The sequence below is a fragment of the Nocardioides mangrovi genome (genome assembly GCF_020073815.1).
In the GTDB taxonomy this organism is placed as follows: Bacteria; Actinomycetota; Actinomycetes; order Propionibacteriales; family Nocardioidaceae; genus Nocardioides; species Nocardioides mangrovi.
Window position 1 is genome coordinate 139,093 of sequence record NZ_JAIQZJ010000012.1, and the last position, 26,104, is coordinate 165,196.

At 71.8% G+C, this 26,104-nt stretch carries 24 protein-coding genes and 1 riboswitch; of the genes, 17 read left to right on the forward strand and 7 right to left on the reverse strand.

Features of this window, described 5'->3' with window-relative positions:
- The first annotated feature begins 100 nt into the window (after window positions 1-100).
- The 7 genes from K8U61_RS18520 to pcrA are packed head-to-tail and all read left to right on the forward strand — an operon-like array spanning window position 101 to window position 6,207.
- Window positions 101-1,192, forward strand: a complete 1,092-nt coding sequence (locus K8U61_RS18520) for a protein-glutamate methylesterase/protein-glutamine glutaminase (RefSeq protein ID WP_224124534.1) — start codon at window positions 101-103, stop codon at window positions 1,190-1,192.
- Complete coding sequence (locus K8U61_RS18525; RefSeq protein WP_224124535.1) at window positions 1,189-2,028, forward strand: CheR family methyltransferase; 840 nt, start codon at window positions 1,189-1,191, stop codon at window positions 2,026-2,028. The genes K8U61_RS18520 and K8U61_RS18525 overlap by 4 nt, the downstream gene beginning before the upstream one ends.
- A complete protein-coding gene (locus K8U61_RS18530) occupies window positions 2,013-2,399 on the forward strand; it encodes a response regulator (protein ID WP_224124536.1) in 387 nt (128 codons plus the stop codon). Before K8U61_RS18525 ends, K8U61_RS18530 begins: the two co-directional genes overlap by 16 nt.
- 1 nt (window position 2,400) lies before the next feature.
- A complete protein-coding gene (locus K8U61_RS18535) occupies window positions 2,401-2,847 on the forward strand; it encodes a chemotaxis protein CheX (RefSeq protein ID WP_224124537.1) in 447 nt (148 codons plus the stop codon).
- 38 nt (window positions 2,848-2,885) lie between these two features.
- Window positions 2,886-3,248, forward strand: coding sequence for a response regulator (locus K8U61_RS18540; RefSeq protein ID WP_224124538.1), 363 nt, complete (start codon window positions 2,886-2,888; stop codon window positions 3,246-3,248).
- Between the two features lie 7 nt (window positions 3,249-3,255).
- Window positions 3,256-3,726 carry a hypothetical protein gene (locus tag K8U61_RS18545; protein ID WP_224124539.1) on the forward strand — a complete coding sequence of 157 codons (471 nt, stop codon included), beginning with the start codon at window positions 3,256-3,258 and terminating at the stop codon, window positions 3,724-3,726.
- Between the two features lie 45 nt (window positions 3,727-3,771).
- Window positions 3,772-6,207: a DNA helicase PcrA gene (pcrA, locus tag K8U61_RS18550; RefSeq protein ID WP_224124540.1), complete on the forward strand. Its 2,436-nt coding sequence runs from the start codon at window positions 3,772-3,774 to the stop codon at window positions 6,205-6,207.
- A 12-nt stretch (window positions 6,208-6,219) separates the two neighbouring features.
- On the opposite strand, the gene K8U61_RS18555 is transcribed toward pcrA, so the two are convergent.
- Window positions 6,220-7,266 carry a M23 family metallopeptidase gene (locus K8U61_RS18555; RefSeq protein ID WP_224124541.1) on the reverse strand — a complete coding sequence of 349 codons (1,047 nt, stop codon included), beginning with the start codon at window positions 7,264-7,266 and terminating at the stop codon, window positions 6,220-6,222.
- A gap of 414 nt (window positions 7,267-7,680) precedes the next feature.
- Here K8U61_RS18555 and sucC point away from each other — a divergent pair, with 414 nt between their 5' ends.
- Window positions 7,681-8,847 carry an ADP-forming succinate--CoA ligase subunit beta gene (gene sucC, locus K8U61_RS18560; RefSeq protein ID WP_224124542.1) on the forward strand — a complete coding sequence of 389 codons (1,167 nt, stop codon included), beginning with the start codon at window positions 7,681-7,683 and terminating at the stop codon, window positions 8,845-8,847.
- Window positions 8,848-8,864: 17 nt separating this feature from the next.
- The gene (gene sucD / locus K8U61_RS18565; RefSeq protein WP_224124543.1) at window positions 8,865-9,758 is read left to right on the forward strand and encodes a succinate--CoA ligase subunit alpha; all 894 of its coding nucleotides are present in this window, start codon (window positions 8,865-8,867) and stop codon (window positions 9,756-9,758) included.
- A gap of 404 nt (window positions 9,759-10,162) precedes the next feature.
- Here sucD and K8U61_RS18570 read toward each other — a convergent pair whose 3' ends face one another.
- From K8U61_RS18570 to K8U61_RS18585, 4 genes are all read right to left on the reverse strand, one after another.
- Window positions 10,163-11,416, reverse strand: coding sequence for an HNH endonuclease signature motif containing protein (locus tag K8U61_RS18570; protein ID WP_224124544.1), 1,254 nt, complete (start codon window positions 11,414-11,416; stop codon window positions 10,163-10,165).
- A 291-nt stretch (window positions 11,417-11,707) separates the two neighbouring features.
- Entirely contained in the window at window positions 11,708-13,120 is a 1,413-nt protein-coding gene (locus K8U61_RS18575) for a hypothetical protein (protein ID WP_224124545.1), read from the reverse strand.
- Window positions 13,113-13,607 (reverse strand): RNA polymerase sigma factor, encoded by a 495-nt coding sequence (locus K8U61_RS18580; RefSeq protein ID WP_224124546.1) that lies wholly within the window; start codon window positions 13,605-13,607, stop codon window positions 13,113-13,115. Before K8U61_RS18580 ends, K8U61_RS18575 begins: the two co-directional genes overlap by 8 nt.
- A 66-nt stretch (window positions 13,608-13,673) precedes the next feature.
- Window positions 13,674-15,530: a SigE family RNA polymerase sigma factor gene (locus K8U61_RS18585; RefSeq protein ID WP_224124547.1), complete on the reverse strand. Its 1,857-nt coding sequence runs from the start codon at window positions 15,528-15,530 to the stop codon at window positions 13,674-13,676.
- A gap of 92 nt (window positions 15,531-15,622) precedes the next feature.
- Here K8U61_RS18585 and K8U61_RS18590 point away from each other — a divergent pair, with 92 nt between their 5' ends.
- The 5 genes from K8U61_RS18590 to K8U61_RS18610 all read left to right on the forward strand — a co-directional run bounded on the left by K8U61_RS18590 (window position 15,623) and on the right by K8U61_RS18610 (window position 20,369).
- Window positions 15,623-16,873, forward strand: coding sequence for a cell division protein PerM (locus tag K8U61_RS18590; protein ID WP_224124548.1), 1,251 nt, complete (start codon window positions 15,623-15,625; stop codon window positions 16,871-16,873).
- A complete protein-coding gene (gene purN, locus K8U61_RS18595; protein ID WP_224124549.1) occupies window positions 16,870-17,475 on the forward strand; it encodes a phosphoribosylglycinamide formyltransferase in 606 nt (201 codons plus the stop codon). Before K8U61_RS18590 ends, purN begins: the two co-directional genes overlap by 4 nt.
- Window positions 17,473-17,548: riboswitch (ZMP/ZTP riboswitch) on the forward strand. It overlaps the preceding gene by 3 nt.
- Before the next feature lie 29 nt (window positions 17,549-17,577).
- Window positions 17,578-19,158, forward strand: coding sequence for a bifunctional phosphoribosylaminoimidazolecarboxamide formyltransferase/IMP cyclohydrolase (purH, locus tag K8U61_RS18600; RefSeq protein WP_224124550.1), 1,581 nt, complete (start codon window positions 17,578-17,580; stop codon window positions 19,156-19,158).
- A gap of 30 nt (window positions 19,159-19,188) precedes the next feature.
- Window positions 19,189-20,034 carry a bifunctional methylenetetrahydrofolate dehydrogenase/methenyltetrahydrofolate cyclohydrolase gene (locus tag K8U61_RS18605; protein WP_224124551.1) on the forward strand — a complete coding sequence of 282 codons (846 nt, stop codon included), beginning with the start codon at window positions 19,189-19,191 and terminating at the stop codon, window positions 20,032-20,034.
- Window positions 20,031-20,369, forward strand: coding sequence for a DUF3017 domain-containing protein (locus tag K8U61_RS18610; RefSeq protein ID WP_224124552.1), 339 nt, complete (start codon window positions 20,031-20,033; stop codon window positions 20,367-20,369). Before K8U61_RS18605 ends, K8U61_RS18610 begins: the two co-directional genes overlap by 4 nt.
- A gap of 59 nt (window positions 20,370-20,428) precedes the next feature.
- Here K8U61_RS18610 and K8U61_RS18615 read toward each other — a convergent pair whose 3' ends face one another.
- Entirely contained in the window at window positions 20,429-21,415 is a 987-nt protein-coding gene (locus tag K8U61_RS18615) for a malate dehydrogenase (RefSeq protein WP_224124553.1), read from the reverse strand.
- 88 nt (window positions 21,416-21,503) lie between these two features.
- Between K8U61_RS18615 and K8U61_RS18620 the strand changes: the two genes are divergently transcribed.
- Window positions 21,504-22,166 carry a hypothetical protein gene (locus K8U61_RS18620; RefSeq protein WP_224124554.1) on the forward strand — a complete coding sequence of 221 codons (663 nt, stop codon included), beginning with the start codon at window positions 21,504-21,506 and terminating at the stop codon, window positions 22,164-22,166.
- Here the strand turns inward: K8U61_RS18620 and K8U61_RS18625 are convergent.
- Window positions 22,150-23,175 carry an MIP/aquaporin family protein gene (locus K8U61_RS18625; RefSeq protein WP_224124555.1) on the reverse strand — a complete coding sequence of 342 codons (1,026 nt, stop codon included), beginning with the start codon at window positions 23,173-23,175 and terminating at the stop codon, window positions 22,150-22,152. The genes K8U61_RS18620 and K8U61_RS18625 overlap by 17 nt on opposite strands.
- Window positions 23,176-23,328: 153 nt before the next feature.
- Between K8U61_RS18625 and K8U61_RS18630 the strand changes: the two genes are divergently transcribed.
- Complete coding sequence (locus tag K8U61_RS18630; RefSeq protein WP_224124556.1) at window positions 23,329-25,521, forward strand: NADP-dependent isocitrate dehydrogenase; 2,193 nt, start codon at window positions 23,329-23,331, stop codon at window positions 25,519-25,521.
- Window positions 25,514-26,017 carry a hypothetical protein gene (locus tag K8U61_RS18635; protein WP_224124557.1) on the forward strand — a complete coding sequence of 168 codons (504 nt, stop codon included), beginning with the start codon at window positions 25,514-25,516 and terminating at the stop codon, window positions 26,015-26,017. Before K8U61_RS18630 ends, K8U61_RS18635 begins: the two co-directional genes overlap by 8 nt.
- Window positions 26,018-26,104 lie beyond the last annotated feature (87 nt).

The window sequence follows — 26,104 nt, forward strand, 5'->3', positions numbered from 1 at the left end:
TCTCTCCTTCTCTTCACCTCCCGGACTCTCAAGTCCTCTCGGCCACGGCCGATGGGTAGGGCACCTCGCCAGAGAGGCGAGGGACGAGAGGTGGACGCTGATGGCCCCGATCCGGGTGCTGGTCGTCGACGACTCGGTCGTGATCCGCAAGCTGGTCTCCGACCTGCTCGCCGAGGATCCCGACATCGAGGTCGTCGGCACCGCGGTCAACGGCCGCGCCGGTCTGCAGAAGATCGCGCTGCTGCGACCCGACCTCGTGACGATGGACGTCGAGATGCCCGAGCTCAACGGCATCGAGACCGTCCGGGCGTTGCGGGAGTCCGGCAGTCGCGTGCCGGTCATCATGTTCAGCACGCTCACCGAGCGTGGCGCCGTCGCCACCCTCGACGCGCTGGCCGCCGGTGCCTCCGACTACGTGCCGAAGCCGGCGAACGTCGGCAGTGTCGCCCGCTCCATGGAGCAGGTGCGCGAGGCGCTCATCCCGCGGATCAAGTCGCTGGTCCCGCGCGCCGGCTCCGGGCTGCCCGGCCGGCCGGTGGTCAAGCCGGCCCCGCCGGTGCTGCGCACCCCGAGCGCGCCGCCGCGCGGTGGCTACCGGCTCGTGGTGATCGGCTCCTCGACCGGTGGACCCGAGGCGCTGAGCACGCTGCTCGCCACGCTCCCGCCGCTCCCGGTGCCGGTCGCCATCGTCCAGCACATGCCCCCGCTCTTCACCCGCCAGCTCGCCGCCCGGCTCGACCGCCAGCTCCAGGTCGAGGTCACCGAGGCCGAGCACGGCCAGCACCTGCGTCCCGGGACGATCTGCATCGCCCCCGGCGACCACCACCTCGAGGTCGCCGCCGACGCGTCCGGCCTCGTCGCCCGGCTGACCCAGGGTCCGCCGGAGAACTACTGCCGCCCCGCCGTCGACGTGCTCTTCCGCACCGCCGCAGCTACCGTCGACGGCTCCGTCCTCGGCGTCGTCCTCACGGGCATGGGCTCCGACGGGGCCAAGGGCTCGCGAGAGATCGTCGACCGCGGCGGCAGCGTCATCGCCCAGGACCAGGCGACCTCGGTCGTCTGGGGCATGCCGGGCGCCGTAGCCAGTGCGGGCCTCGCCGAGCGGGTGCTCCCGCTCCGCGACATCGCAGCAGAGATCGCCAACCGTTTCGCCAGCATCCCGCTGGTCGCGTCCCGGGGGGGTCGTTCGTGACCATCAGTCCACAGGCATTCACCTTCGTCCGGGAGCTGGTGCGCGCCGAGAGCGCCATCGTGCTCGAGCCGGGCAAGGAGTACCTCGTCGAGTCGCGCCTCGTGCCGCTCGCCCGCGAGGCCGGTCATCCGGACGTCGACGCGTACGTCGCCGACCTCTCGACCCGGCGCTCGCAGGCGGCGCTCATGAAGGTCGTCGAGGCGCTCACCACCAACGAGACGTCGTGGTTCCGCGACAGCGACCCGTACACGACCCTCCGCAAGGAGGTGCTGCCCCTGCTGGCGAAGACGCGCCCCAACCGCGAGCTGCGCGTGTGGGCGGCCGCGTGCTCGAGCGGGCAGGAGCCGTACAGCATCGTGATGACGGCGCTGGACACCCCGGAGCTCGCCGGGTGGAAGACCGACGTCATCGCGACCGACCTCTCCGAGGAGATGCTCGAGCGCGGCCGTCGCGGCGAGTACTCGCAGCTCGAGGTCAACCGCGGCATGCCGGCCACCACCTTGGTGCGGCATTTCGAGCGAAGTGGCCTCAACTGGCGGATCAACCAGTCGATCAAGGACCGTGTGCAGTTCCGTCAGCTGAACCTCACCCGTCCCTTCCCCCCGATGGGGAAGTTCGACGTGGTGTTCCTGCGCAACGTGCTCATCTACTTCGACCTGCCGACGAAGCAGGACATCTTGCGCAGGGTCCGCCAGGTGATGGCACCCGACGGTCACCTCTTCCTGGGGGCGGCCGAGATGACCATGGGCGTCGACGACGCCTGGGAACGAGTCCCGGCCGGAAGATCTTCGGTGTATCGGATCAGAGAGGAACAGCGCACATGCGTGCCTTGGTAGTCGACGACTCCCGAGCGATGCGCCGAATCGTCGGCCGCATCCTCGGTGACGCGGGATTCGAGGTCCTGGAGGCCGCCGACGGCCAGGAGGCACTCGACCTCCTCGCCGGTCCCGGCGACGTCCCGGAGCTGGCCTGCGTGGACTGGAACATGCCGGTGATGGACGGCCTGACGTTCATCACCGAGGTCCGCAGGCATCCCGAGTGGCGCGCCATCACGCTGATGATGGTGACCACCGAGAGCGAGTCGGACCAGATCGTCCGTGCCCTGGCGGCCGGCGCCCACGAGTACCTCATCAAGCCGTTCACGGGTGAGGCCATGCTCGAGAAGCTCGACCTTCTCGGGCTCCTCCCGACTTCGACAGGGGTCTGACATGACCATCGCAAGCGCGCCCGACCAGGCGCTCGTCCTCGCCGCCATCGAGCAGGTGTGGGGCTCCATGCTCTTCGCGACCGCCGACCCGTGGCCCACGGAGCGGCCGGCGGAGTTCGAGACCGGGCTCCAGGCCCAGATCGAGCTGCGCGGCGAGTGGAACGGGCGCCTCGTGCTCACCTGTGACGCCGGCGTCGCCAACCAGATCGCCAACGCGATGCTCGGCCTCGGTCCCGAGGACGAGCTCGACGAGCCCGACGTCCACGACGCCGTGGGCGAGGTGCTGAACGTCGTCGGCGGCAGCGTGAAGGGCGCCCTCCCGGGCACCTCCGCGCTCGGCCTGCCCGGCGTCTCGGAGGTCACCGAGGTGCCCTCCCGTGACGAGTCGTTCGTCGTCTCCTGGGGCGACGCACCCGTCTACGTCCAGATCGTCCCGGACGCCGCCTGAGCGGGTCCGGACTGCCAGCAGCGACTAGAAGGAAGATCATGAAGATCCTGATCGCCGACGACAGCAAGGTCATGCGCCAGATCGTGCTCCGCACCCTGCGCCAGGCCGGTTTCGGGCACCACGACTACTTGGAGGCCGTCGACGGCGCCGAGGCGCTGGACAAGGTGGCCGCCGAGGCACCCGACCTGGTGCTCTCGGACTGGAACATGCCGAACAAGACGGGCATCGAGCTGCTCCGCGCCCTGCGCGGCAACGGCAACGCCGTCCCGTTCGGGTTCATCACCTCCGAGGGCTCGGAGGAGATGCGCGCCGCCGCGAAGTCGGCGGGCGCGATGTTCCTGATCGCCAAGCCGTTCACCGCCGAGCACTTCGAGGCCGAGCTGGCCGGGATGCTGAGCTGAGCCAGTCATGATCCCGGACCGCAAGAACATCAAGGACCTCTTCGAGGGCCTGCTCGGCCGCGACGTGGAGATCACCGAGGGCAAGCCGGTCGACATCGGCATCCCCAAGCCGGTCATCGCGTCGTACGCCGACGACGGTCAGCGCCTGCGCGCCGTCGCGGTGCTCAGCTTCGGGCTCGCCGCCCGGGCCGGCGCCGCGATCGCGCTGGTGCCGAAGGGGGCGGCCGACGCCGCCGAGGAGGACCGGCTGATGCCGGACAACCTTTTCGAGAACGCCTCGGAGATCTGCAACGTCCTGGCGGCGCCGTTCGGCGACGCGCTGGGCGAGCACCTCCGGCTCGTCGGCACCTACGCCCCGACGGACCCGGTCCCGGCCCACGTGCTGACGATCGCCGCGCAGCTGGCCGCCCGCGAGGACGTCGAGCTCGAGATCGCCGGCTACGGCACGGGCGGTCTCTCGCTGATCGCGGCCGTCTGACCGCTCGGCCGTCCGGGGGTGCCCGGACGTAGGCTGGGCGGCGAGATGAGTACGTCGATCCCGCTGCCCGGTCTGGAGACCATCACCGCTGCCGAGCCGCCGCAGCGCCGCGGCCCGAGCGCCGAGGAGCTGCTCGCGGGCCTCAACGACCCCCAGCGGGCCGCCGTCGTGCACGAGGGCGCCCCGCTGCTCGTCGTGGCCGGCGCCGGCTCCGGCAAGACGCGGGTGCTGACGCGCCGGATCGCGTGGCTGATCTCCGAGCGCCGCGCCCACCCGGGCTCGATCCTGGCCATCACCTTCACCAACAAGGCCGCGGCCGAGATGAAGGAGCGCGTCGAGGACCTCGTGGGCAAGCGCGCCCGGATCATGTGGGTCTCGACGTTCCACTCCGCCTGCGTGCGGATCCTCCGCAAGGAGGTCACCACCCTGGATTTCGGGGGCGTGGGCTTCAAGTCCAACTTCTCCATCTACGACGCCGCCGACCAGAAGCGCCTGATGACGCTGGTCTGCAACGACCTCGACCTCGACCCGCGCCGCTACCAGCCCGGCGCGCTGCTCCACTGGGTCTCCAACCAGAAGAACGAGCTGCGCGACCCCGAGGACGCCACCAAGGACGCCCGCAACCACCTCGAGGAGACGTACGCCGCGGCGTACACCACCTACCAGCGGCGGCTGCGCGAGGCCAACGCGCTCGACTTCGACGACCTCATCATGTTCACGGTCCACCTCTTCCAGCAGTTCCCGGAGGTGCGCGAGACCTACCGCCGGCGCTTCCGGCACGTGCTGGTCGACGAGTACCAGGACACCAACCACGCGCAGTACGCCCTCATCCACCAGCTCTGCGCCGACGCCATCTCAGACGGGGGCCCGATGGTCGACCCCGAGGTCGAGCGGGTGGAGCCGGCCGAGCTGATGGTGGTGGGCGACGCCGACCAGTCGATCTACGCCTTCCGCGGCGCCAACATCCGCAACATCCTCGACTTCGAGCAGGACTTCCCCAACGCGACGTCGATCCTGCTGGAGCAGAATTACCGCTCCACGCAGACCATCCTCACCGCCGCCAACTCGGTGATCGGCCACAACAAGGGCCGCAAGGAGAAGCGGCTGTGGTCCGACGCCGGCGACGGCGACCGGATCGTCGGGTACGTCGCCGACGATGAGCACGACGAGGCCCGCTTCGTCTCCGGGGAGATCGACAAGCTCACCGACGAGGGCCGGTTCCGGCCCGGCGACGTGGCCGTCTTCTACCGCACCAACGCCCAGTCCCGGGTCTTCGAGGAGGTCTTCATCCGCCTCGGGATGCCTTACAAGGTCGTCGGCGGCGTCCGCTTCTACGAGCGGCGGGAGATCCGCGACGCGCTGGCCTACCTCCGGCTGCTGGTCAACCCGGCCGACCAGGTCTCCCTGCGCCGGATCCTCAACACCCCCAAGCGCGGCATCGGCGACCGGGCGGTCGCGTGCGTCAACGCGCTCGCCGAGCGCGATCGGATCACCTTCTGGGAGGCGCTCCGGCGGGCCGAGGACGCCCCCGGCCTGGCCACCCGGTCGCTGACCCAGATCCAGGGCTTCGTGGCCCTGGTCGAGGAGCTCCAGTCGATGGTCGACGGGGGAGAGCGGCCCGACGTCGTCCTCGAGACCACCCTGGCCCGGTCGGGCTACCTCACCGCGCTCGAGGAGAGCGACGACCCGCAGGACGAGACCCGGCTGGAGAACCTCGCCGAGCTCGTCGCCGTGGCCCGCGAGTTCGCCGACGACCCGGTCGCCGGCCCCTCGGCCGACCCGGCCGACGTCGACGCCGGCACCGTCGCGCCCGGACTCGGCGACTTCCTCGAGCGGGTGGCGCTGGTGGCCGACGCCGACCAGATTCCCGATGACGACCCCGAGGATCAGGGGGTCGTCACGCTGATGACGCTGCACACCGCGAAGGGTCTGGAGTTCCCGGTCGTCTTCCTCACCGGTCTCGAGGACGGCGTCTTCCCGCACTCCCGGGCGCTCGGCGACCAGACGGAGCTCGAGGAGGAGCGACGACTCGCGTACGTCGGGGTGACCCGGGCCCGGGAGCGCCTCTTCATCTCCCGTGCCGTGGTCCGCTCCGCCTGGGGCGCCCCCTCGCACAACCCCGGCTCCCGGTTCCTCGACGAGCTGCCGGTCGACCTGGTCGACTGGCGCCGCACCGAAGCGGCGCAGACCCGCTGGAGCCGTCCCGACCTCTCCGGTGGGCAGCACTACGGCGAGCCGACGGCCGCCGGTCGGCGCAACTTCTCCGCGGCCGCGGTCCGGGCCGACGCGGCCGCCCGTTCCAAGCCGTCGCGGGAGATCCCGAGCCTCGACCCGGGCGACCGGGTGCTGCACGACTCGTTCGGCCTCGGCACGGTGGTCGCGCTCGAGGGCGCCGGCGACAAGGCCGTCGCGTCGATCGACTTCGGCTCGGAGGGCGTCAAGCGCCTCCTGCTGCGCTACGCGCCCGTGGAGAAGCTGTGAGGCGGTTCGCCGCTACGGCGTGACCCCGTGCGCGACGAGCGCGGTGTACGGGTCGACCGGGTCGCCCGCGCCGGGGCGGACCTCGAGGTGCAGGTGGGGGCCGGTGACGTTGCCGGTCGAGCCGACGTAGCCGATCAGCTCGCCCTGGGAGATCGTGTCGCCCTCGCTGACGACGTACGAGGTCTGGTGGCAGTACCAGATCTCGGTGCCGTCATCGAGCGTGATGACGGTCTTGTTGCCGTAGGAGCCGTCGTACCCGACGGAGGTGACCACGCCGTCGGCGATGGCGTGGATCGGGGTGCCGCTCGGGGCGGCGAAGTCGAGGCCGGTGTGGAAGTGGGACCACAGGCCGCTGTAGTCACCGAAGCGGGCGGTCAGGTGGTAGCCGGAGACCGGGAGGATCCACTGGTTGAGCGCGAGCTTGTCGGACCAGGCCTGGGTCTCCTGGGCGAGCTTGGCCATCGCCGCGTCGCGCTGCCGGCTCTGCTCCTCGACCTTGTCCTGGAGCTGGGCGTCGGCGGCGTCGTCGAGGGCGTCGCGGCGCGAGTCGCGGCTGACGACCTCGCGTCCGAGCAGGTTGACGCGGGAGACGTTGCTGACGCCGCTGAGGGCGCTGGCCTGGCTGATCCGCGGGCTGTCGCTGCTCCCGAGGCCGCCGGCGACGGTCAGGGCGCCGCCCGCGGAGACCGCGAGCGCGGCGACGCCGAGCACCATCGGAGCGGAGGGGAGCACCCGGAAGAGCGGGGCGCGCGAGGCGCTGCGGCGGGCGCCCGGCTGCGAGAGGCCGGTGCGCGGCGCGGGGGCGCTGCGGACGCCGCCCACGCGGTAGGACTGGTAGGTCGCGGACGACCCGGTCGGGGTCGGCTCGAGGGCCTCGTTGGTGACCGGGATGACGATGGTCGACTCGTCCTCGAGCGACAGCGGAGCCGGCGTGGGCTCGACGCTCTCGCGACGGGTGGACCGGGTCGGCTTCTCCGCGCGACGCTTGCCGCCGGAGGGGGTCGGCTGGTCCGAGGGTCGGCGGCTGGGGCCGCGACGATCCGCTCGGTGGTTGCCCATGACTGTTTGCTTCTCCGCTGCTCGGGGGTTCAGACGGCGAGGCCCGACTGTAACGGACAGATCACGGCCCATGTAAAACATCGGCAGGATCCGTCGTGGTCTTGAGGGCTCCGCTGCAGCCCTGCGGCCCGACATTCCCGCCTGCCGACCTGCTGACACCCCCGTTTCGGGGTGGTCAGGCTCACGGCGACCGAACAATACCCAATCCTGTCTAGACCATCGGCGTGTCCGGGGTAGGTCGTCCGGGTGGTGCCGGGCGGATCGGGTCGCGACAGGCGGGCGGCGACCGTGCCCCACGTCACGTAGCCCCGGCCTCGTGCCCGCGGAGGAGCCGGGTCTATGGTGCCTGGGACACCCCCTGAGCTCGAGGCGCGCTGTGGCGCGCCCGCTCCTACTAGAGGACTTGGTGGATCAGTGGATCTGATGGAGTACCAGGCGAAGGAGCTCTTCGCCAAGCACGGTGTGGCCACGACGCTGGGCGTCGTCGTCGAGACCGCGGAGGCCGCGAAGGCCGCTGCCGAGCAGATCGGCGGCGTGACCGTCATCAAGGCGCAGGTCAAGGCCGGCGGCCGCGGCAAGGCGGGCGGCGTGAAGCTGGCCAAGACGGCGGACGAGGCCTTCGAGCACGCGTCCAACATCCTGGGCATGGAGATCAAGGGCCTCACGGTCAACCGCGTGCTGGTCACGCCGGCGACCCCGCCCGAGGAGGAGTACTACTTCTCCTTCCTGCTCGACCGGGCCAACCGGCAGTACCTCTGCATCGCGTCCGTCGAGGGCGGCGTCGAGATCGAGGAGGTCGCCAAGACCAACCCGGACGCTGTCAAGCAGATCCCGGTCGACCCGGGCACCGGCGTCGACGAGGCCAAGGCCCGCGAGATCGCCACCGAGGCGAAGTTCCCCGAGGCCGTCTTCGAGCAGGCCGTCGTGATGATCCAGGCGCTCTACGCGACCTTCGTCGAGGAGGACGCCACGCTCGTCGAGGTCAACCCGCTCGCGCGGCTGGCCGGCGACAAGCTCGAGGCGCTCGACGGCAAGGTCTCGCTGGACGACAACGCCTCCGAGGTCCGCCACCCCGACCACGAGCAGTTCGAGATCCGCGAGGAGGCCGACCCGCTCGAGGCGAAGGCCAAGGACAAGGGCCTCAACTACGTCAAGCTCGACGGCCAGGTCGGCATCATCGGCAACGGCGCGGGCCTGGTCATGTCGACCCTCGACGTCGTCGCGTACGCCGGTGAGGCCCACGGCGGCGTCAAGCCGGCGAACTTCCTCGACATCGGCGGCGGTGCCAACGCCCAGGTGATGGCCGACGGCCTCGACGTCATCCTCAACGACCCGCAGGTCAAGAGCGTGTTCGTGAACGTCTTCGGCGGCATCACCGCCTGCGACGAGGTCGCCAACGGCATCAAGGGCGCCCTGGAGATCCTCGGCGACGAGGCGAGCAAGCCGCTCGTCGTACGCCTCGACGGCAACAACGTCGAGAAGGGCCGGGCGATCCTGGACGAGCTGAACCACCCGCTCGTCACCCAGGTGGACACCATGGACGGTGCGGCCGACAAGGCCGCCGAGCTGGCGAACGCCTGAGGCCGGGGAGAAGACAGATGAGCATCTACCTCAACAAGGACAGCAAGATCATCGTCCAGGGCATCACCGGTGGCATGGGCTCCAAGCACACCACCCTGATGATCGAGTCCGGCAGCAACATCGTCGGCGGCGTCAACGCCCGCAAGGCCGGCACCACCGTCGAGCTGGCCGGGACCACCCAGCCGGTCTTCGGCACCGTCGAGGAGGCCATGAAGGAGACCGGTGCCGACGTGTCGGTCGTCTTCGTGCCGCCGGCCTTCACCAAGGACGCCTGCATCGAGGCCATCGACGCCGGCATCGGCCTGCTCGTGGTCATCACCGAGGGCGTCCCGGTGCAGGACACCGCCGAGGTCTGGTCCTACCTGCAGTCCGAGGCCAACCACGCCGGCACCCGGATGATCGGCCCCAACTGCCCGGGCATCATCACCCCCGGCGAGTCGCTGGCCGGCATCACCCCGCACACCATCGCGGGGACCGGCCCGATCGGCCTCGTGTCGAAGTCCGGCACGCTGACCTACCAGATGATGTACGAGCTGCGTGACTACGGCTTCTCGACCGCCATCGGCATCGGCGGCGACCCGGTCATCGGCACCACCCACATCGACGCCCTCGCGGCGTTCGAGGCGGACCCCGACACCAAGGCGATCGTGATGATCGGCGAGATCGGCGGCGACGCCGAGGAGCGGGCCGCGGCGTACATCAAGGACAACGTGACCAAGCCGGTCGTCGGCTACGTCGCGGGCTTCACCGCCCCCGAGGGCAAGACCATGGGCCACGCCGGCGCCATCGTCTCCGGCTCCTCGGGCACCGCCCAGGCGAAGAAGGAGGCCCTCGAGGCCGTCGGCGTGAAGGTCGGCAAGACGCCGTCCGAGACCGCCGCTCTCATGCGAGAGATCCTCGAGACCCTCTGATCCGTCAGAAGCTCACCGCTGACCCGGCAGAAACTCTCTGCCGGGTCAGCGTCATTTCAGCCGGCGCAGCGCTGGTCGTCGGCGACCAGGAGCAGGCTGGCGACGCCGTCCGGCCCCGAGCTCGAAGCGGGTACGCCGCCCGCACCGCGTGCCTTGTCAGGTCCGTCGGCCGCACGACGCTCCGGAGCGCCTGGCCGTGCCCCGGCCGGCTTCGCCGTGTGGGTCGCGGGCGGGCTGGGCTCGTGGGTGGCCGGCGGCCGGGTTGGAAGCGGGCGGCCGCATCATGGCTGTCGCACCCGCTGAGGACCAGCAGGCCGACCAGGATCACCACGGCACGCTCACGTGGGGGAGACGGCGGGCGCCCACCAGAAGTTGCCCCACCAGCTCGGGCCGGTGGGGTGGGGTCAGCGGGTTCGTCGTCGCTTGTGGGTGAGGTCGGCGAGGTAGTGCTTGCCGGATGGTGAGGTCCATTCGAACCGGGCGCGGCCGAGTCTCCGGTAGGTCCAGTGGCCGAAGGTCTTGAGGCGGTGGTGGTACCTGCACAGGGGTGCGAGGTTCCAGGAGGTGGTCTTGCCGCCCTGTGCGTAGGCGGTGATGTGGTCGAGGTCGCAGCCGCGGGCCGATTTCGAGCAGCCGGGGAAGACGCAGGTGGGGCAGGTCAGGATCGCCTGCTCGCGTTGCTGGGCGGACGGTTCGTATCGGTCGACGGAGAGTTCGGCGTCGAGCTCGAGGACGGGCTTGATGGTGACCTTGGTGCCGGCGAGCTGGCACCACTGGGCGATCTGTTCGATGGTGGTGTGCCCGAGCCGGCCGTGGGTGCCTTCGACGTCGAGGATGTCGTGGGTCTGGTCGGGCTCGTGGTGGGTGTAGACCACGACCTCACGTGACACGGCATCGCCGGTGGCGCCGAGGCGGCCGGCGGCCATCGCGCGGCGGATGTCGAGCGACAGCTCGGGGTGCTTGTCGCCGAGGAGGGCGGCGCCGGTCTTGAGCCGGGCTTCCAGCGCCAGGGCGTCGGGGTAGTCCAGGAGCCCGGAGACGGGCACGAGGCCGCCGTTGAGGGCGGCGGCGTCGAGGCGGACCTCGAGGTGTTGTTGCTGCCACCGGTCGAGGCGTTCCATCTCGGTGTGTTCGTCGTCGACGCGGGCGGCGGCTGCGGCGACGGTCTTCTCGATCTGGGCGTAGGAGCAGGTCCCGATCACCGGCGCCAGCACGGTGTCGACCTCGGCGGCGGCGCCGGGTGGGAGGCGGTGGGTCTGTTCGGTGACCCGCCGGACCTTCCACACCGCCACGTCCCCGGCCATCACCTTCGACCAGAGGCGCGGGAGGCGGTGGTGGGCTTCGAGGGCGGCGCCGATCAGGGCGCGGCCCTGGTAGGTGGACAGGCCGCAGGCGGTGGCGAACTCCGCGACCGCGAACTCGCTCATCCCGGGCGCACCTTCGCCCGCGAGGGTGGCGGGCTGGTCGGCGTACATGACCAGGTCGCCGAGCTCGTCGACGACGGCGTCGGTGACCGGCGCCGGGTGGGCGTGGGCCCACCGCAGTGCGAGGGAGAACCGCTCGGCCTCAGCCATGAGAGCGACCCGGGTCTGTTCCGCGGCGGCATCCAGCAGCACCGACGGTGAGGTCGGTGCGGTAGGAGTCTGCGTCGCGGCCATATCTGATTCTACATCGAATCGAACATGTGTTCTAGTCCGATTCGAGCTTCTTTCTGGGTTCTTGGGCCCGGGCCACAGCGGTCGACCCGAGCCAACGTCGAAGCCGGGAAGCGGCTGGAAATCGCTCCCGGGTGACCACAGCGGACGGTGACCCCTTTCTCTGTAACTGTCTTTCGTCACCCACGCCGGATGACGCGGACAGGGACGTTAGGGACAGTTGCGGGTTTTCGAGGCTCGGCCCTAGCGGGCCTCGCACCTCAACCAGCGGACGGGGCCGCCCGTCGGAGCCTGTCAGCACCCGCCCTCGGCGTAGACGCACATCGAGTCGACGACATCGGCGAGGCTCTGGTCGCTCTCGGTGATGATCTGCTCGAGGTAGGCCGAGGTGACGTTGTCGTCGTAGCCGTCAGCGGTGCGCGTCTGGGCGAGCACCGCGTTGCCCACACGCACGAGCTCGGTGACCTGGAAGCCAGGGGCCGGGTTGCCGTTGTGCCGGTACCACCGGACCTCGATGAACGCCTCGTCGCCGAGGCTCAGGTCCGAGCCGGCGCCCGAGTGGATCTCCGTGACGCCGCTGCCGGTGTCCTGAGGCTGGCAGGTTCCGACCTCCTCGACCTGGCGGAGGTACGCCGAGGCCCCGGCGGCACTGGCGAACGTCGAGAGCTGTCGGACCCGCGCCTCAGCGGGGTCGGTCCACCCTCCACCGAGCCGCTCCACCGCGCCCCCGAAGCCGTTGGCAACGTCGTTCTCGCAGGTCATGAAGCTCATCGGGTCCTTGTCGGTCTTCGGGCCGTACCGACCGAAGTCCTTCGTCGCCGCCGTGGTCGGCAGCCCGTCGAGCAGCGGGAAGTCGGCGGCGATCGCGGTCGTCACCTCGCCGGTCGGCGACGGGTCGACCGCGTTCGACGCGGTGCTGCAGCCGGTGGCCGAGAAGACGCACATCTGGTCGACGACCGGCTGTGACAGAGCGGTCAGCGCCGGCAGCGTCTCCTGGATTGCCTGATCGCCTCCGGCGTCGGTATGGGTGGACGCGAGCAGGAGCGCGTTGCCGACACGGACCACCTCGGTCAGCGTGAGGTCGCCGGTGTACCCGGACTGCCGGACCTGCTGGCTGATCACGAGCGAGCCGTCGGCCACGGCCGGGGCCTCGACGGCGCCCCAGAGGTAGGGCGTCGAGCCGGTGTCGCGCGGGCAGGCCGTGACGCCTTCGCGAAGGGCGGCGAGTGCCCGGTCGGCGGTCGTGTCGTCGGCGTACACGGCGAGGGTGCGCCCGTCCGAGCCGTCGGTGCCGGCCTCGCCGGCCGTCGCGCCGGCGGTCTCGGTCGCGGGTCCGACCGGGTCGTCGGACCGCGTCGAGAAGGCGGGCCGGCCGCAGAGCGTGAAGTCGTCGACGACGGAGTCGTCGCGCGCGTCGAACCGCACCGGGCTGCCGGCCGGCACGGCGGTGACGTCGAATCCGTCGGGGATCTGCTGCACCCACGAGTGGACCGGCGGAGCCGGCTGCGGCGTCGACGACGAGTCGTGGCCGGCGAGCGCGGCGACGGGGACGGCGACGACGGTGACGGCGGCGGCCGCGGCGATGGCGGTGAGGGCCGTGTTGCGGCGGCGCAGGCGGGTGCCGCGGCGGCGTACCTCCGAGGCGGGGAGCGGGGTCATGGTCGGTCCGGGGTCGAAGTTCGAGAGCTCGTCGATCGGGTCACGCATGGCTGAGTCCCTCCTCGTCCGTGAGCAGCGCGGCGAGCGCGGCGCGGCCACGGCTGAGCCGGGCCTTGATGGTGCCTTCGGGGACGCCGACCTCGCGGGCGACGTCGTGCACGGGCAGGTCGGCGATGTGGTGGAGGACCAGCGCCTGGCGCTGCGCCTCGGGCAGCTGCTTGAGCGCCGCGACCAGGGCGACGTGGGCCTCGCTGGGCGCGGCCGTCTCCACCGCGGGGCCGACCGCGCGGTCGGCGGGCCTCCGGCCCCGGACGGTACGGCGCCACCGGCTCACCGCGAGGCGGTACGCCGTGGTGCGCACCCACGCCTCGGGGTGCTCGGCGCGGTCGAGCTTGCGGCGGTGGGCCCAGGCGCGCACGAACGCCTCCTGGACGCACTCCAGGGCCTCGTCGCGGTTGCCGATCATGGCGTAGACCTGGCCCGTGATCCGCTGGAACGACGCGGTGTAGAAGTCGTCGAACTCGGCTTCCTCCATCGACCTTTCCCGTCTGGCGTCCGACCGGCAGGAGCGCCGATCGAGGGGGATACGCCGGGACCGGGCCTACGGTTGCACGTCGGGGTCGGGCATTTCCGGGAGCCGCGCGAGCGCGCGCTCGGCGAGGGCCTCGAACGCCCCCTGTGGGAGGGTCGCCGTGCCGTCCGGGACGAAGCCCACCTGGGCGACGGCGGTCCCGGTGCGCAGGATCCCCATGTAGAAGTCGACGGTGCGGTTGGTGTTGACCTCGGTGGACACGTGCCACACGGTGAGGTCCTCGCCGGCCGAGGTGCGGGTCCGCAGCCGGGTCACGTCCGTGCCGATCTTCTTGTCGGAGCAGCGGTCGAGCCGGTCGCGGACGCCGTTGACGAAGGCCTGGGCCTTCTTCCGCGTCGGCAGCACGCCGACCGTCTCCGTGAGGCCGAACTCGTCGGCCAGCTTCGCCTCCGGCACCAGGAAGGTCCGGGTCAGGTTGGTGGAGAAGTCCGGGCCGGAGAAGTCGGTGTCGTCGCAGCCGGTGGCCGCGACGTTGTCGAGCGCCCTGCGCGGCTCGGTGCCGACCCACGGCTTCACGACGCCGACGACCGGCGGCAGGTCGACCTCGTCGAGCATGGCGGGTACTTCGGCGACGGGGACCGGCCGGGTCGCCACGGCCTTGACGGGGCCGTCCGCGCAGGCGCCGCCCTCGGGCAGCGCGCAGAGCGAGCCGATGCTGTCGGCGAGGAGCCGCCCGAGCGCGGCCGGCCGCGGCCCGTCGCCGCCGGGGGTCCGACTCACCACCGACGTCGTGTACTGGCCGGTGCGACCCACCGCGGCGAGCACGGTGGCCTCGGGGCGCTGCCAGGTGTGCAGCGCGACCACGGTGGCCTCGTCGCCGACGCCGGGCAGGCGGTAGGTGCCCAGCAGCTGCGCCCGGTCGCTGCCGCAGCCCGCGAACCAGCCGAGCGCCGTGTCGAAGGCGCCCTCGGCGGCCTTGGTGGACCGCGCGGCCTCGCTCATCTGCACGAACGTCGCGGAGCCGGCGTCGTGCGGACGCGCGTCGAAGCTGCGGACCAGGGCGGCCTCGGGCCGGTGGCCGGCGAAGCGGTCCGCCTGGCAGGTCATCGCGAGCCCGTCGCCGGTGGTGTTGTCGCCGGTCGTGCCGACGGCCCAGTCCTTGCCCGGCAGGGCGGGGGACAGCGCCGTGGCCTCGAGGAGGGTCGTCTCGGGCAGCTCGACCGGCGCCTTCTGGGTGCTGCCGCCGGCGTCGTCGTTCGAGGGCGCCGCCTCGACGCGTTCGCCGGCGAGCGTCGGCCGGACGCCGTCGCCGTCGGTGACGAGCGTCCCGGTGACGACCAGGGCGGCCGCCGTGGCCGCGACGCCGATGACCGTGTGGGTACGGCGACGCGTCGAGCCGGCCCGCCGGATGATCGTGGCGCGGGGCAGCCGGGCCGCCTCGATGTGGGCGCCCATCGCCTCGAGCGTCGCCCGGACGCTGGTGGTCGGCACCTCGCGGTGGATCGAGAACTGGGAGGTCGCCGTCTGGAGGTCCCGCTCGGCCTCGGTGCGGGTGATCCCGACCTCGCGGGCCATGTCGGCGAGCGACGCGCTGGACAGCTCGGTCACCAGCAGCACCCGGCGCTGCTGGAGGCTCAGCTTGGCGAGCGCGTCGAGGGTGGCCTTGGTCTCGGGCTCGAGGCCCTTCTCCCGATGCCAGAGCTTCGCGGTGTGACGTCGCTGCGCCCGCCGGCAGGCGAGCTCGCGGACCCACGCCTCGGGGTCGTCACCGCAGGAGACCTTCCGCCAGTGGTGCCAGGCCACGACGAAGGCGTCGCGCACCGCGGCGCGCGAGGACGGGAGGTCGCCGGTCAGGCCGTACGTCAGCAGCAGCACACGTGCGCGGACGTCCCGGTAGAACTGGTCGAACTCGTCGGGCTCCGTCATGGCGCGTCCACGGTAGCCCGCGCCGGACAGGTGCGCCGAAACGGCGTGTGCGCCCGGATCCGGGGCCTCGCGCGGGCGATGATGGCCGGACCATGACCTCGCTGCTCCCCGCTCCGGGCCGGATCGGCGCCGACGTACGACACCGGTCGCCGCTCGTGCCGGTGTCCCTCATCGGCGGCGCGGCGGCCGCGGCCGGCACCCTCGTCGTCTGCCTGGCCTTCGGGGTCGTCGGCTGGTTCGTCGCCGACGCCGGTGCCCACGGCACGCCGCGCGACGGCCTCCGGGTCGGCGCGTTCGGCTGGCTGATGGCCCACGGCTCCGGCGTCCGGGTCGACGGGGTCGCCGTGACGATCGTGCCGCTGGGGCTGAGCGCGCTCTGTGCGTGGTCGGTGTGGCGGGTCGCGCAGCGGGTCGGCAGCGCGATCTCCGGCCACGGACCCGACGCCGAGCGGATCGCCGACGGCGAGCGCGACTGGACGGTCGCGATCGCCGGCGCCGCCTTCACGGTCGGGTACGTCGCCGTCGCGGTCATCACCCTCGTGCTCGCCCGCACCCCCGCGACCGCCCCGTCCGGCGGCCGGGTCGTCGGCTGGTCGGTCCTGCTCTGCCTCGCCTTCGGGTTGACCGGCATCGCCGTCGGCTCCGGGCGCGCCGCGATCTGGGCGACCGGCGTCCGCGGCTGGCTGCGTGCGGCCGTCGGCGCCAGCCTGCGGATCCTGGCCACGATGCTGCTGGTCTCCACGGCCGTCTTCGCGGTCGCGCTCCTCGTCGACATCGGCACCGCCGCCAACGTGATGTCCCGGCTCCACACCAGCGCGGGGGAGGCGACCGTCTACACCGGGCTCACCGCGACCACGATCCCCAACGCCGTCGTCTACACGGCGTCGTACCTCCTCGGCCCCGGCTTCGCGGTCGGCACCGGCACCCTCGTCTCGCCCAGCCTGGTCTCGCTCGGCCCGGTCCCGATGTTCCCGCTGCTCGCGGCGCTGCCCGACAACGGTCCGACCCCCGCCTGGACGACCTACCTCATGGTGCTGCCGCCGCTGGTCGCCGCCGTCGCCGCGGCCCGGGCCCAGCGACGGGTCCCGACCCTGCGCTGGGAGGAGGGCGCGCTGCGCGGCTGCGTCGGCGGTGTCCTCGCCGGTGTGCTGCTCGGGATCCTCGCCGCGCTGTCGGCCGGCGCCGTCGGCCCCGGCCGGATGCGCGACATCGGCCCCGAGGCGATGGACGTGCTCGTCCACGCGGTCACCGCCTTCGGCATCGGCGGCGTCATCGGCGGCCTCGCGATGACCTGGTGGCAGCGCCGCACCCTCGACCCGGCGCCCCTAGACTCCGACGGGTGACCGCTCGCCTCGTCGTCCTCGTGTCGGGGTCCGGCACCAACCTCCAGGCACTCCTCGACGCGACCGCCGACCCGGCGTACGGCGCCACCGTGGTCGCCGTCGGCGCGGACCGCGACGGCATCGAGGGCCTCGCCCGCGCCGAGCGCGCCGGCATCCCGACCTTCGTGCTGAAGGTGAAGGACTTCGACAGCCGTGAGGCGTGGGACGCCGCGCTGACCGACGCCTGCGCGGCGTACACCCCCGACCTGGTCGTCTCGGCCGGCTTCATGAAGCTCGTCGGCGCGAGCTTCCTCGACCGCTTCGCCGGTCGGATGCTCAACACCCACCCCGCGCTCTCGCCGTCCTTCCCGGGCATGCACGGCCCGGCCGACGCGCTGGAGTACGGCGTCAAGGTCACCGGCTGCACGCTCTTCGTGGTCGACGGCGGCGTGGACACCGGGCCGATCGTCGCGCAGAGCGCGGTGACGGTCGCGGACGACGACACCGTGGAGTCCCTGCACGAGCGGATCAAGGTCGCCGAGCGGGCGATGCTGGTCGACGCGGTCGGCCGGATGGCCCGCGAGGGGTTCGTCGTGGCCGGCCGTCGCGTCCGGATAGGGTGAGGGCACACGACTGGCGCAGGTGGGCGACCACCAGGGAGTGACGCCGGGAGCATCGACCGCCTGGGTGCTGCCACCCCTTCCAGAGCCTCAGCAGGAGAGTCCGTGTCAGACAACCGCATCCCGATCAAGCGCGCGCTGGTCTCCGTCTACGACAAGTCCGGCCTCGAGGAGCTCGTCCAGGGCCTCCACGACGCCGGCGTCGAGCTGGTCTCCACCGGCGGCTCCGCCGCCCTGATCGCGGGGCTCGGCCTGCCGGTCACCAAGGTGGAGGACCTCACCGGCTTCCCCGAGTGCCTCGACGGGCGGGTCAAGACCCTGCACCCGCGGGTGCACGCCGGCATCCTCGCCGACCGACGCCTCGACTCCCACGTGCAGCAGCTCGCCGACCTCGGCGTCGAGCCGTTCGACCTCGTGGTCTCCAACCTCTACCCGTTCGTCCAGACCGTCGCGTCCGGCGCGACGCCCGACGAGTGCGTCGAGCAGATCGACATCGGTGGTCCGTCGATGGTCCGCGCGGCCGCCAAGAACCACCCCTCGGTCGCGATCGTCACCTCCCCGGACCGCTACGCCGACGTGCTCGCCGCGGTCGCCGCCGGCGGCTTCACGATCGCCGAGCGGCAGCGGCTGGCCGCCGAGGCGTTCGTCCACACCGCGACGTACGACGTCGCGGTCGCGTCCTGGATGGGCAACGTGCTCACCGACACCTCCGACGGCACCGGCTACCCGGCGTGGGCCGGCGCGACCTGGGACAAGGCCGCGACCCTGCGCTACGGCGAGAACCCGCACCAGTCGGCCGCGCTCTACCGCCACGGCTACGGCCCGGCCGGGCTCGCGGGCGCCGAGCAGCTGCACGGCAAGGAGATGTCCTACAACAACTACGTCGACACCGACGCGGCCCGGCGGGCGGCGTACGACTTCGACGAGCCGGCGGTGGCGATCATCAAGCACGCCAACCCCTGCGGCGTCGCGGTCGGCGGCGACGTGGCCGACGCCCACCGCAAGGCCCACGCCTGCGACCCGGTCTCGGCGTTCGGCGGCGTGATCGCCGCCAACCGGCCGGTCACCGTCGAGATGGCCCGGCAGGTGGCCGAGGTCTTCACCGAGGTGATCGTCGCGCCCGGCTACGAGGACGGCGCCGTCGAGGTGCTCCAGGGCAAGAAGAACATCCGAATCCTCGTCTGCGAGCCGCTCGCCCGCGGCGGCGTCGAGACCCGCCCGATCTCTGGCGGGCTGCTCATGCAGCAGCGGGACGGCGTCGACGCCGAGGGCGACGACGTCTCGACCTGGACCCTCGCGACGGGCGAGGCCGCCTCGCCCGAGGTGCTCGCCGACCTGGTCTTCGCCTGGACGGCGTGCCGCTCGGCGAAGTCCAACGCGATCCTGCTCGCCAAGGACGGCGCCTCCGTCGGCGTCGGCATGGGCCAGGTCAACCGGGTCGACTCCTGCAAGCTCGCGGTCGAGCGCGCCAACACGCTCGTCGAGGGTGCCGAGCGTGCCCGCGGCGCCGTGGCCGCCTCCGACGCGTTCTTCCCCTTCGAGGACGGCCCGCAGGTGCTGATCGACGCCGGCGTCGCCGCTATCGTCCAGCCGGGCGGCTCCGTGCGCGACGAGCTCACCATCGAGGCCTGCAAGGCGGCCGGGGTCACGATGTACTTCACCGGCACTCGGCACTTCTTCCACTGACCGAGGCGACGAGCAGGACAGGATGACCCCGTGACCGCACAGAAGCTCGACGGCAGCGCGACGCTCAAGACCATCAAGGCCGACCTCACCGAGCGGGTGGCGAAGCTCCGCGCCCAGGGGGTCGTGCCGGGCCTCGGCACCGTCCTGGTCGGCGACGACCCGGGCTCGCACTGGTACGTCTCCGCCAAGCACAAGGACTGCGCCGAGATCGGCATCGCGTCGATCCGGGTCGACCTGCCGGCGACCGCGACCCAGGCCGAGGTGGAGGCGGAGATCGACCGCCTCAACGACGACCCGGCGTGCACCGGCTTCATCGTCCAGCAGCCGACCGGGCTCGACGAGTTCGCGCTGCTCTCCCGGGTCGCTCCGGACAAGGACGTCGACGGCCTGCACCCGACCAACCTCGGCAAGCTGGTCCTCGGCGAGTCCGGCCCGCTGCCGTGCACGCCGATCGGCTGCATCGAGCTGCTCCGGCGGCACGGCGTCGAGCTCAACGGCGCCGAGGTCGTCGTGGTCGGCCGCGGCATCACCGTCGGCCGGCCGATGGGCCTGCTGCTGACCCGCCGCAGCGAGAACTCCACGGTCACGCTCTGCCACACGGGCACCCGCGACCTCGCCGCGCACACCCGCACCGCCGACGTCATCGTCGCGGCGGCGGGCGTGCCCGGCATCATCACCGGCGACATGGTCAAGCCCGGCGCCGCCGTGCTCGACGTCGGCGTCTCCCGGGTCGACGGCAAGATCGCCGGCGACGTGGCCGACGACGTCTGGGACGTCGCCGGCTGGATCTCGCCCAACCCCGGCGGCGTCGGCCCGATGACCCGGGCCATGCTGCTCTCCAACATCGTGGCCGCGGCCGAGCAGTCGGTGGCGTGAGCGAGGAGCCCGAGGAGGAGCCGGTCTCGGCCGAACCCCTGGTCGAGGAGGACGGCCAGCGTCGCTATCCCTCGACCATCGGCGGCGCCTTCTACCTCGCGGTGCTCGCCGTCGTCGCGGTCGGGATCGGCATCGTCACGACCGGGTCGTGGCGGCTCGGGATCCGGTGGTACGCCGGCGCGCTGATCGCGGCCTCCGTGCTCCGCGCGGTGCTGCCGGCCAAGGACGCCGGCATGCTCGCCGTACGCAAGCGCTGGTGGGACTGCGTCCTGCTGGCCGGGGCCGGGGCCGCACTGCTCTTCCTCGCGGCCTCCATCCCCGACCAACCCATGTGACGACGCTGACCCGGCAGAAGCCTTCTGCCGGGTCAGCGATCAGTCGGTGCCGGGTCGGCTCAGATGAGGCCGAGCTCCTTGACGGCGTCGCGCTCGTCGGCGAGCTCCGCGGTCGAGGCGTCGATCTTGCCGCGCGAGAAGTCGTCGATCTCCAGGCCCTGGACGATGGACCAGTCGCCGTCCTTCGTGGTGACCGGGAAGGACGAGATCAGGCCCTCCGGGACGCCGTAGGAGCCGTCGGAGACGACCGCCATCGAGACCCAGTCGTTCTCGGGGGAGCCGAGCAGCCAGTCGCGGGCGGCGTCGACGGTCGCCGACGCGGCCGACGCGGCCGAGGACGAGCCACGGGCGTCGATGATCGCGGCGCCACGCTTGGCGACGGTCGGGATGAAGGTGTCGGCGATCCAGGCCTGGTCGCCGACGACCTCGGCGGCGTTCTTGCCGCCGACCTCGGCGTGGAAGATGTCGGGGTACTGGGTGGCCGAGTGGTTGCCCCAGATCGTCATCTTCTTGATGTCGGTGACCGCGGCGCCGGTCTTGGCGGCCAGCTGCGAGATCGCGCGGTTGTGGTCGAGGCGGGTCAGCGCGGAGAAGCGCTCCTGCGGGATGTCGGGCGCGTTGGTCATCGCGATCAGCGCGTTGGTGTTGGCCGGGTTGCCGGTCACGCCGACGCGGACGTCGTCGGCGGCGACCTTGTTGAGGGCCTTGCCCTGGGCGGTGAAGATCGCGCCGTTGGCCGAGAGCAGGTCGCCGCGCTCCATGCCCGGGCCGCGCGGACGGGCGCCGACCAGGAGGGCGAGGTTGACGCCGTCGAAGATGGTCTCCGCGTCGTCGCCGATCTCGACGCCGGCGAGGTTCGGGAACGCGCAGTCGTCGAGCTCCATGACGACGCCCTCGAGCGCCTTGAGCGCCGGGGTGATCTCGAGGAGCCGCAGCTCGATCGGCCGGTCGCCGAGCAGCGAGCCGCTGGCGAGACGGAAGAGCAGGCTGTAGCCGATCTGGCCGGCGGCGCCGGTGACGGCGACCTTCAACGGGGTAGAGCTCACGACGGGACTCCTTGACACACGTAAGAGGAAGGTGGGTTTCCGGCTCCCGACGCTAGCAGCGCTCAGGCGCCCTGCGATGCTGGGGTCCATGAGGAGACGCGCACTCGCCGCCGTCGCGTTCCTCGCCTTCCTCCCCGGTGCACTGGCCGGTTGCGGCACGGCGTCGGCCCCGAGCCCGCCCGCCGGCGTCGACGAGCTGGTGATCCCGACGCCGAGCCCGGACCCCGGCGACTTCGTCGCCGGGGTCGACAACCCGTGGTTCCCGCTGCCCCAGGGGCGCACCTGGACCTACGTCGTCGCCGACGTCTCCGGCAGCCACGGGCTGACGGTCACCGTCGCGGACGGTCCCGAGGTCGACGGCGTCGCCACCACCGCCCGGGTCTCGACGGAGCAGGGGAGGACCGTCACCGACTGGTACGCCCAGGACACCGACGGCAACGTCTGGTGGTTCGGCCGCGAGGGCGTCTGGCGGGCCGGAGCCGACGGCGCCGAGGCCGGCGTCGCGATGCTCGCGACGCCGCGCGTGGGCGACGGCTACCGCACGGCGTACGCCGAGGGCGTCGTCGAGGACCACGCCACGGTGATGAGCCTCGACGAGGACCGGCTCGTCGTCGACGTGCAGCACCCCGAGCCCGTCGCCGGGTCGACCGAGATCACCTACGAGCGCGGCACCGGACCGGTCGAGGAGAGCAGCACGAGCGGCGCCTACCGCGTGGTCCGGCTGCGGACGGCGATCAGCTCGGGGGCCTGACCTGGGTGCCGGCGTCGCCGTCCTCCGGGGTCTCGCCCTGCTGGGCCGCCGCCTCGGCGGCCTGCTGGGCCCGCCACTGCTCGGGCGTCTGGCCGACCGGGTGCCACTGCTGGCCGACCGGGTCCCACTGCCAGCCGTCCTGGACGATCGGCTCCGCGACCGGGGCGGCCGCTGACGCGGCCGGGGCCGCGACGGCGGTGTCCTGGTTCCACTGCTGCTGGTACTGGTCGGGCGCGGCGTAGCCCGGGACGTGCGCCGCGGTGCGCGGGCGGCTGAAGCTGATGCCCGAGCCGGCGACCGGCTCGCCGGCGCGGCCGAAGAGCAGCGGGTAGGCGAGGCCGGCGATCGCGGCGCCGATGGTCGGGGCCAGGATGAAGAGCCACAGCTGGGTGATCGCGTCCGGGCCGGCGAAGAGCGCGGGACCGATGGAGCGGGCCGGGTTGACCGAGGTGCCGGTCGCCGGGATCGCCACGAAGTGGATGGCGGCCAGGGTGAAGCCGATGGCGAGCGGAGCCAGCGAGGGGTGCTCGTTGCGCTCGTCGGTGACCGCGAGGATCACGGTCACGAACATCGCGGTCAGCACCAGCTCGAGCAGGAAGGCGGCCCACCAGGCGTAGCCGCTGCCGACGTCACCGAAGGAGTTCTGGCCCATCCCGTTGGTGGCGTCGAAGCCCTCCCAGCCCTGCATCAGGATGAAGAGGGCGAGTGCGCCGAGGACCGCGCCGACGAGCTGGGCGACCACGTAGAGGCCGACCTCGCGCCACGAGATCCGGCCGCCCATGGCCGCGCCGACGGAGACGGCGGGGTTGAAGTGGGCGCCGGAGATCCGGCCGAAGGCGTAGGCCATCACCATCACGGCGAGGCCGAAGGTGAGACCGACGGTCGTCACCGTGCTGGGGAAGTTCTTCGCCTGACCGGCGTAGATGACCGAGCCGCACCCGAAGAACACCAGGACGAACGTCCCGATGACCTCGGCGGTCAGCTTCTGCTGGATGGTGGAGTCCGCCATGGCCGACAGCCTAGGCCACCTGAGCCGGGGACCGCCGTTGCCCGGACCTCGGGCGGGTGCGAGGGTGGAACCGCCGACCGCGCCGGACCGCGCGTCAGGTATCTTGACGTCAAGGAACTTTCCCGCTCTTCCCGATCCAGGAGTCGCCCGGACATGGCCAAGATCATCTACACCCACACCGACGAGGCGCCCCTGCTGGCGACGTACTCCTTCCTCCCGATCGTCTCCGCGTACGCCGCCAGGGCCGGCGTCGACATGGAGACCCGCGACATCTCGCTGTCGGGCCGGATCCTCGCCCAGTTCGGGCTCGTCGACGACGCGCTGACCGAGCTCGGTGAGCTCGCGAAGACGCCCGAGGCCAACATCATCAAGCTGCCCAACATCTCCGCCTCCGTCCCGCAGCTCAAGGCCGCGATCAAGGAGCTGCAGGAGCAGGGCCACGAGATCCCCGACTACCCGGAGAGCCCCTCGTCCGACGAGGAGAAGGCGACGCGGGCGAAGTACGACAAGGTGAAGGGCTCCGCGGTCAACCCGGTGCTCCGCGAGGGCAACTCCGACCGCCGCGCGCCGCTGTCGGTCAAGAACTACGCGAAGACCCACCCGCACCGCATGGGTGCGTGGAGCAACGACTCGAAGACCTCGGTCGCGACCATGGGCCACGACGACTTCTTCTCCAACGAGAAGTCCGTGGTCATCCCCGCCGACGACACCCTCACCATCAAGCACCTCGGCGCCGACGGCACCGAGACCGTGCTCAAGGACGGCATCAAGGTCCTGGCCGGCGAGGTCGTCGACGGCACCTTCATGGACGTCGCCGCGCTGCGCCGCTTCCTCACCGAGCAGATCGCCGCGGCCAAGGCCTCCGACGTGCTCTTCTCGGTCCACCTCAAGGCCACGATGATGAAGGTCTCCGACCCGATCATCTTCGGCCACGTCGTGCAGGCCTTCTTCCCGACGCTCTTCGAGCAGTACGGCGAGCAGCTCGCCGCCGCGGGCATCTCGCCCAACGACGGTCTCGGTGGCCTGCTGTCCGCCGCGGAGAAGCTCCCCGAGGGTGCCGCGATCAAGGCCGCCGTCGAGGCCGGTCTCGCCGAGGGCCCGGCCATGGCGATGGTCGACTCCGACAAGGGCATCACCAACCTGCACGTCCCCTCCGACGTCATCATCGACGCCTCGATGCCGGCGATGATCCGCATCGGCGGCCACATGTGGGGCCCCGACGGCAACGAGGCCGACACCCTCGCCGTCATCCCGGACTCCTCCTACGCCGGCGTCTACCAGGCCGTCATCGACGACTGCATCGCCCACGGCGCGCTCGACCCGTCCACCATGGGCTCGGTGCCGAACGTCGGCCTGATGGCCCAGGCGGCCGAGGAGTACGGCTCGCACGACAAGACCTTCGAGGTCCCGTCGGCGGGCACCGTTCAGGTCGTCAACGCCGCCGGCGAGGTGCTCATCGAGCACGACGTCCAGCCGGGCGACATCTGGCGCGCCTGCCAGACCAAGGACGCCCCGATCCGCGACTGGGTCAAGCTGGCCGTGACCCGGGCCCGCGCCTCGAGCACCCCCGCCGTCTTCTGGCTCGACGAGACCCGTGCCCACGACGCCAACCTGATCGCCAAGGTCAACGAGTACCTCCCCGAGCACGACACCGACGGCCTCACCATCGAGATCATGGCGCCGGCCGAGGCGACGACGTACTCCCTCGAGCGGATCCGCAAGGGCGAGGACACCATCTCGGTGACCGGCAACGTGCTGCGCGACTACAACACCGACCTCTTCCCGATCCTCGAGCTCGGCACCTCGGCCAAGATGCTCTCGGTGGTCCCGCTGATGAACGGCGGCGGCCTCTTCGAGACCGGCGCCGGCGGCTCCGCCCCCAAGCACGTGCAGCAGCTGGTGAAGGAGAACTACCTGCGCTGGGACAGCCTGGGCGAGTTCTTCGCGCTGGTGCCGTCCTTCGAGCTCTACGCCGAGCAGGCGGGTCTCCCGGGCGCCAGGGTCCTCGCGGACACCCTCGACCGCGCCACCGGCACCTTCCTCAACGAGGACAAGTCGCCGACCCGTCGCGTGGGCGGCATCGACAACCGCGGCTCGCACTTCTACCTGGCGCTCTACTGGGCCCAGGAGCTCGCGGCGCAGACCGACGACGCCGACCTCGCCGCCGCCTTCAAGCCGCTCGCGGACACGCTGACGGCCCAGGAGCAGACGATCGTCGAGGAGCTCAACGCCGTGCAGGGATCGCCGGCCGACATCGGCGGCTACTACCGGCCCGACGACGCGAAGGCGGACGCCGTGATGCGCCCGTCCGCGACGCTCAACGAGGCACTGGCGTCCCTTGCCTGACGAGGACCTCCAGGAGGGCAGCTACCTCCACTGGGAGCAGAAGCCGGTCATCGGTCGCCGGGGCTTGGTCCTGGCGGTCGTGGTGCCGGTCCTGATCGCGGCCGCCGCGTTCGGCGTCGTGAGCTGGGTGTCCGAGGGCAGCCAGACGCAGGCGACCACCACCCGGGTGCCCACCTCGTCGTGGAAGCCCGGCCAGACCGGCGGCAGCCAGACCATCCGCGGCCAGCTCTCGCTCGACGCGCAGAAGTGCGTCTACCTCGCCGACGTCGCCGGGCAGCAGGTCTGGACGGTGTGGCCCGCGGGCTACTACGCGCGGATCGACGCGTCCGGTCGCGTCAGCCTGTACGACGGGGGCGACCACCTGGTCGCCCGTGAGGGCGAGACGGTCCAGGCGAGCGGTCAGCTGACCGACCCCACGCCGTACGAAGGACAGGGCTGCGTGCCCTCGACCGGCCAGGTCGCGGTCGTCCAGTCCGACGCCACCAAGGTCGGCTAGGCAGCGAGCACCACCACCAACGACGACGAGGACCTCGGTCGCCCCCCGTGAGGCGGCCGAGATCCTCGTCTCGGTCCCGTCCGGCCC